We start from the raw sequence: 6,868 nt of genomic DNA on the forward strand, positions 1-6,868 counted from the left end.
GCGTGCCATCACGTTTGATCACGAGATCGCCCGCATCCTGAACATTCTCGGGATCGACTCGGACAACGATCCGGCGATCGACTATCACAACGACATCTACTACTGGAAGAACGCTGAAGGCCGTACCCTCCTGGAAGTCGATTGGGCCAGCACCGCCGCCTCCGGCTGGCACACCCGGTACTGGTTCTCCCAGCCGGCGCTCGAGAAGCGGCTGCGCGGGCTCGCCGCGGAACTGCCCGGAGTCATCACGCGCTGCGGCTGGCAGGCCACCGGCCTGCAGCAGGACGAGGACGGCGCGGTGCTGACCGGCACCGTGACCTCCGCGGACGGCGCGGTGACCACCGAGACGCTGCGCGCGAAGTACGTGGTCGGGGCCGACGGCGCCAACAGCTTTGTCCGCGAGGCCCTCGGTCTGGGCTTTGAGGACCACGGCTTCTTCTTCGACTGGCTGATCCTGGATATCATCCCCAACGAGCCGATGCCCAGCGACCCGACCCACTGGCAGCTGTGCGATCCGGCCCGTCCCACCACCATCGTCCCCGGCGGCCCCGGCCGACGGCGCTGGGAGTTCATGGTGCTCCCCGGCGAGAACCCGGCCGAACTGGCTTCCACTGAATCGGCGTGGGACCTGCTCAAACCGTGGGGCGCCACCCCGGACAACTGCCAGCTCGAGCGATCCGCGGTCTACCGTTTCCAGGCACGGTGGGCCTCGTCCTGGCGCAACGGCCGCGGCCTGATCGCAGGGGACGCCGCCCACCTCATGCCCCCGTTCGCCGGAGAAGGCATGTGCGCCGGGCTGCGCGACTCCCTGGCCCTGGCCTGGCGGCTGGACCTCGTGCTCTCCGGCACGGCCGGCGAGGCGCTGCTGGACTCCTACGGAACCGAACGCGCCGGACATGTCCAGCACTACATCAACTTCTCCATGGACCTGGGCAAAATCATCTGCATCACCGACCCGGAAGAGGCCGCCGAACGCGACCGCCGGATGATCGCCGAACTCGAGTCCTCCGACGGCACCCCCGTGGACACCGACATCGCCGCCCTCGGCCCCGGCCTCTGGATCGAAGGCACGCCGCACGCCGGCGAACTCTCCGTGCAGGGCATCGTTGAGGCCAACGGCCGCACCGGAAGATTCGACGACGTCGTCGGCCGCGGCTGGACCATCCTCGGCCGCGGAACCAACCCGGCGGCCCTGCTCAGCGAGGAACAGCGCCAGCTGCTGGATTCCCTGGGCGGACACAGCGCCGGAATCGGTCCGGCAGACGGCGGCAGCGACGTCATCGACCTCGACGGAACCTACGGGAACTGGTTCGATGCCATCGGCGCCGAGTTCGCCATCCTGCGCCCCGACTTCTACGTAGCAGCCACCGCCTCCACGCCGCAGGAACTGCGCGCCCACCTCGACACGATCCTCGCAGGACTCCGGATCCCCGTCCCCGCCACCACGACCACGAAGTGAAGGAAAACAACACGATGCTGACGTTTGAACACACCACCCTGGGCCAGCGGGTCCTGTTCGGTTCCGGGAAGGCCGCGGAGAACCTCGCCGCGGAGACCGCCCGGCTGGGCGCCAAACGGGTGATGGTGATCGCCTCCGAGTTCGAAGCCGAGATCGCCCGGAAGGTTACCGCCGGCATCGAGGCCGCCTTGTGGCACGACGAGGTCGTCATGCACGTGCCCCTCGAAGTCGCCGAACGCGCCCGCACCGCGGCAACCGAAAACGGCATCGACCTGATCGTGTGCGTCGGCGGGGGATCGACCACAGGGCTGGCCAAGGCCGTGGCGATGACCACGGGGATCCCGATCGTCGCGGTGCCCACAACATATGCGGGCTCGGAAGCGACCAACGTGTGGGGGCTGACCGAGGCCGCCCGCAAGACCACCGGAGTCGATGACAAGGTCCTTCCGGTCACGGTCATCTACGACGCCGAGCTGACGCTCTCGCTGCCGGTGGAAATGTCAGTGGCCTCCGGCCTGAACGGGATGGCGCACTGCGTCGACTCGCTCTGGGGCCCGCGCGTGGACCCGATCAACGCGGCCCTGGCCGCGGAAGGGATCCGGGCGCTGGCGGCCGGGCTGCCGGCAATCAAGGCCGACCCGTCCGGTTTGAAGGGCCGGGAACAGGCGCTTTACGGCGCGTACCTGGCCGCGGTGTCCTTCGCTTCGGCCGGATCCGGGATGCACCACAAGATCTGCCACGTCCTCGGAGGGACGTTCAACCTCCCGCACGCCCAGACCCACGCGACCGTGCTGCCCTACGTGCTCGCGTTCAACGCGCCCTGCGTTCCGGAAGCCGAGGCCCGGATGGCCGCCGCGTTCGGAGCCTCGACCGCGCTTGAGGGACTGCAGGAACTGCGGACCCGGCTGGACGCGCCAAAGGCCTTGGCCGACTACGGATTCACCGCCGCCGGAATCGCCGAGGCCGTCGAAGTCGCGCTGCCGGTGATCCCCGGCAACAACCCCCGCCCAGTCACCGCCGAGAACCTCACCGCCCTGCTGGACGCCGCCCTCACCGGCGCTGACCCGGCAACCCTGACCGACCAGGCCCTCCTGGAAGGAGCCGCACGATGAACACCGAAACCACCAACACCGGCCCCACCATGGTCAGCGCCGAGCAGGCAGAGGTCGAGCAGACCCTCATCGACCGGGTCGTTGCCTCGTTCGAGCGCTGCGAGGACGCGCGGCTGAAGGAACTGATGCAATCGCTCACCCGGCACCTGCACGCGTTCATCCGCGAGGTCCGGCTCACCGAGGAGGAATGGAACGCCGCGATCGGGTTCCTCACCGCCGCCGGGCACATCACCGATGACAAGCGGCAGGAATTCGTCCTGCTTTCCGACGTGCTTGGCGCGTCCATGCAGACCATCGCGGTGAACAACCAGGCCTACAAGGGCGCCACCGAGGCCACCGTGTTCGGCCCGTTCTTCACCGAAGACGCCCCGGAAATCCCGCACGGCGGGGACATCGCCGGCGGCGCGACGGGCCAGCCCTGCTGGGTCGAAGGCACCGTCACCGACACCGACGGCAACCCCGTACCGAACGCGCGGATCGAGGTCTGGGAGGCCGACGACGACGGGTTCTACGACGTGCAGTACACCGACGGACGAATCGCCGGCCGCGCCCACCTCTACACCGACGAGAACGGCAGGTACGCGTTCTGGGGGCTGACCCCGACCCCGTACCCGATCCCGCACGACGGGCCCGTGGGCCAGATGCTTGAAAAAGTCGGACGCTCCCCGGTCCGGGCCGCGCACCTGCACTTCATGGTCACCGCAGAAAACCTCCGCACCCTCGTCACCCACATCTTCGTCACCGGCGACCCGCAGCTGGAAATCGGCGACAGCGTCTTCGGGGTCAAAGACTCCCTCATCAAGGACTTCGACCAGCAGCCCGCCGGCACCCCCACCCCCGACGGACGCGACCTCAACGGGCAGGACTGGGCGAAGGCCCGCTTCGACATCGTCCTCGCCCCCGCCGGGATCTGATTATGAGTACCGAAATAATGAAACCCACCGGCATCGACTTGACGACCGAGGAAACCTTCGAGGCCCACGAGGGCGGGAAACTCCATATCGGGCTGACCGCGCCGCTGAACGACAAGCGGGACTTGTCCATCGCCTACACGCCAGGCGTCGCGCAGGTCAGCCGCGCGATTCACACTGATCCCGAACTGGCAGAGAAGTACACGTGGGCTTCCCGCCTGGTCGCGGTCGTCAGCGACGGAACAGCCGTGCTCGGCCTCGGGAACATCGGGGCCGCCGCGTCGCTGCCGGTCATGGAAGGCAAGTCCGCCCTGTTCAAGCGGTTCGCCGGCCTGGACTCCATCCCGCTGGTGCTGGAAACCAACGACGTGGACCAAATCATCGAGACGTTGGTGCACCTGCGTTCGAGCTTCGGCGCCGTGAACCTGGAGGATATCTCCGCGCCGCGCTGCTTCGAGCTTGAGTCCCGGTTGATTGAGGCCTTGGACATGCCCGTGATGCACGATGACCAACACGGCACGGCCGTCGTCGTCCTCGCCGCCCTGAAGAACGCCGCCCGAGTAGTGAGACGTGAGCTGTTCTCGCTCAAGGTGGTCATTTCCGGCGCCGGCGCGGCCGGGATCGCCGTCGCCGAGATCCTGCTGGCGGCCGGGATCGCCGACGTGACGCTGCTGGATTCACGCGGTGTCATTCACAAGGACCGCAGGTACCTGACCGACATCAAGGCGGCCTACGCCGCTCGGTCCAACCCGCGCGGTCTCACCGGCGGCAGCGCCCAGGCCCTGGACGGCGCCGACGTGTTCATCGGTGTTTCCTCCGGCACCGTCCCGGAAGAGACGCTGGCGAAGATGTCCGAGGATGCGATCATCTTCGCGCTCTCCAACCCGGACCCGGAGGTGCACCCGGACGTCGCGCACAAGTTCGCCAAGGTCGTGGCCACCGGGCGCAGCGACTTCCCCAACCAGATCAACAACGTGCTGGCCTTCCCCGGCATCTTCCGCGGCGCGCTGGACGCCGGCGCAAAGCGGATCACCTCCGAGATGAAGGTGGCCGCCGCGGACGCGATCGCGGCCATCGCCGCCGAGGAACTCGGCGCGGACTACATCGTCCCCAGCCCCTTCGATGAACGCGTCGCACCGGCCGTCGCCGCAGCCGTCATCGCCGCGGCCCGCGCCGGAATGGGAGCGGAAACTGAACGGGATCGTCGATAACAACTGGAAACCGGGTATTGCCGGCGGCGCGATCGGCCAGCGCTGCTGGGCCGAAGGACTTCGTCCAGCAACCCGCCGGCACCCCCAACCCGAGACGGCCGCGGACTCACCGACCAGACCTGGGCAAAGGCGCGTACGGACAATACACCGTCAATAGGTGCCCCGGGGCGCCCTATGCGGCCGCGGACGCCTTCTGTCATATGCGCCGTTATCGGCGTGTGGGCGTTGAGCAGTCGTTGGGATCTGTCGGCCTTGAGCGGTTGAATCGGGCAAGCGCTCTCTTTATAAATGGCGGCTATCTGCGAAGGTATTGGCGAAGTCCGGGGATGGCGAAGTCGACCTTGCCGTAGCCGGCTGATTCAATCAGGCCGGCCGCAATGAGCCGGTTGCGGTATTTCGATACGACATTGGGCTTGGATTTGATGATCTGGCCGATTTGGGCAGCGGCCGATGGGCCGTCCTGTTCGGCCATGGCATCGAGGAATTCACGATCTTTAGCGGAGATGTCAGAAAGCGCGGATTCGACGACGACCAGCGTGTTCCGTCGTTGCGCGGCCGCAATAGCTCCACGGACGCTGTTTAGGTCCAAGGCCCAGCCGGCTTTGCCGGCTGCCATCCAGAGGTAGTAGCCGACGAGCTGGATGAGGAACGGGTAGCCTTCGGTGGCCTCCGCCGCCTCGCTGAGAAGCTCCGGGGAGACATCGATGCCGCCTTCACGGAAAAGCTCCCGGTAGGAGGCTGAGACTTCGACGATTCTTGCCTCGTGAAGGTTGATCCTGTCGGCTCGCCGCAGGAAGGTGGCTACGCCTTCATTGAGCAGATCGGACACTGCCGATGGGAGGCCGGCGAAGATCAGGCCGATGGGCAGTCCGTCGCGGATGAAGTGCTGCACATCGGCGGCCAGTTGGGAGATTTCGGTCCGGTCGACAGCGTGGATTTCATCAATGGTGATGACGAGGCCTGTGCCTTTCCCTTCCAGCAGCCGTAGCAGTTCCTCCCCGGTCCGGCGCCAGTCTGGAATGCGTTCCCGGGGGAGCTGGGTTGTCAATCCGAACCCTGCCGCGGAAAAGCCGGTGATCTTACGCGTCGGCGGACCGTCCCCAAGCTCATCCAGCAGGCGGAGCATGTCGTCGCCGATCCTGGCCAGGAAGCCAGGGGTGGCAGTCCGGGAAACCACCGCCCAGCCATGGTTCCTGGCGATCGCTTCCGCTGCACTCAACATGACAGTCTTGCCGATGCCCCTTGAGCCGGTAATGATGGTCAGAAGTCCGGGGCTCCCGACCCTTGCTGCAGTCCGTATTCGAACTCGTCCAAGAGGCCGGCTCGCCCGATCAGGTCAGGCGGCGTGGCTCCAGCGGTCGGCTTGAACGGATTCTGCACGTTGGCCTCCAGGTGAAAGCTGGTGAAAGTGGTGAAACTGGTGAAACTTTGGCCAGTTTACCGAGTCTGGTTTGGCCCGGGTTGCGCCGGCACGGCGCAACCCGGGCCAAACCAGGGCCCTAGGCCGCCTTCTGGGAGGTGGGATCCCACGCCACTTGTCCTCCGTGCTGTCATATGCGCCGTTATCGGCGCTTGCTCGTGCCAGCGGGGCATTTCTCCCTTGGGAGTTTGAGGCAGGCTAGAATGAGACGTGCATCACGTTTCTGTTGAGGAGGTGGCCATTGAGCGCTAGGACTGTCGAGACCTACTGGGAAGACGGCGTGTGGAAGAGCCGCCACCGCGGCGCTGACTGGCACTTTGCGTACGGGGGCTCCCGTGCCCAGGCCCTAGTCCTGGGCCAGGCAGCAGCGCGCAATCATGATGCAGAGCACGTGATCATCGAACCCGGCGACATCGCTGAGCACGGGGACACTATTCAACTAATGAAATAGCGGCGGACGCGTCGGCCGCGATCAGCCCACGGACTCCACGCACTGCCATAGTTGCTGCCCCGTCCGGAACTCGACCCAGCCGACGTCCGTCCCCCAGACCTGCCTGCCCTGCAGTGAAAGACCTTCTTTAAACAAGCAGTCCAAGCAATCCCGGCCGGCCATACGGGGAGCTCCTTCAGTGATCTCCCAGGCAACGGGGCGGTGGTCAAGGCCAGTAAACCGGAAGGACATGAGCTGTCCATGTGTGGTGCTGGAGCGCCAGCCGCCGTTGTGGCGTCTCGACAACCCCTCCTGTAACNGTTCC

General features: G+C 66.3%; 6 protein-coding genes. 5 read left to right on the forward strand and 1 reads right to left on the reverse strand.

Going from position 1 to position 6,868, the window contains the following annotated elements; all coding sequences use genetic code 11:
• From mhpA to D477_RS00120, 4 genes are all read left to right on the forward strand, one after another.
• The coding region (mhpA, locus tag D477_RS00105) for a bifunctional 3-(3-hydroxy-phenyl)propionate/3-hydroxycinnamic acid hydroxylase MhpA (protein WP_005266083.1) at positions 1-1,459 on the forward strand (1,459 nt) is incomplete at its 5' end.
• Between the two features lie 14 nt (positions 1,460-1,473).
• Positions 1,474-2,571, forward strand: coding sequence for a maleylacetate reductase (locus D477_RS00110; protein ID WP_005266084.1), 1,098 nt, complete (start codon positions 1,474-1,476; stop codon positions 2,569-2,571).
• Positions 2,568-3,485 carry an intradiol ring-cleavage dioxygenase gene (locus D477_RS00115; RefSeq protein WP_005266085.1) on the forward strand — a complete coding sequence of 306 codons (918 nt, stop codon included), beginning with the start codon at positions 2,568-2,570 and terminating at the stop codon, positions 3,483-3,485. Before D477_RS00110 ends, D477_RS00115 begins: the two co-directional genes overlap by 4 nt.
• 2 nt (positions 3,486-3,487) lie before the next feature.
• Positions 3,488-4,693, forward strand: a complete 1,206-nt coding sequence (locus D477_RS00120) for an NAD(P)-dependent malic enzyme (protein WP_043844960.1) — start codon at positions 3,488-3,490, stop codon at positions 4,691-4,693.
• 295 nt (positions 4,694-4,988) lie between these two features.
• Here the strand turns inward: D477_RS00120 and D477_RS00125 are convergent, their stop codons facing one another.
• The gene (locus D477_RS00125) at positions 4,989-5,993 is read right to left on the reverse strand and encodes an AAA family ATPase (protein WP_150109911.1); all 1,005 of its coding nucleotides are present in this window, start codon (positions 5,991-5,993) and stop codon (positions 4,989-4,991) included.
• Positions 5,994-6,354: 361 nt separating this feature from the next.
• Between D477_RS00125 and D477_RS00130 the strand changes: the two genes are divergently transcribed.
• Positions 6,355-6,564 (forward strand): hypothetical protein, encoded by a 210-nt coding sequence (locus D477_RS00130; RefSeq protein WP_005266087.1) that lies wholly within the window; start codon positions 6,355-6,357, stop codon positions 6,562-6,564.
• Positions 6,565-6,868: the final 304 nt, after the last annotated feature.

It is taken from the genome of Arthrobacter crystallopoietes BAB-32 (genome assembly GCF_000328305.2).
Lineage (GTDB): Bacteria > Actinomycetota > Actinomycetes > Actinomycetales > Micrococcaceae > Crystallibacter > Crystallibacter crystallopoietes_A.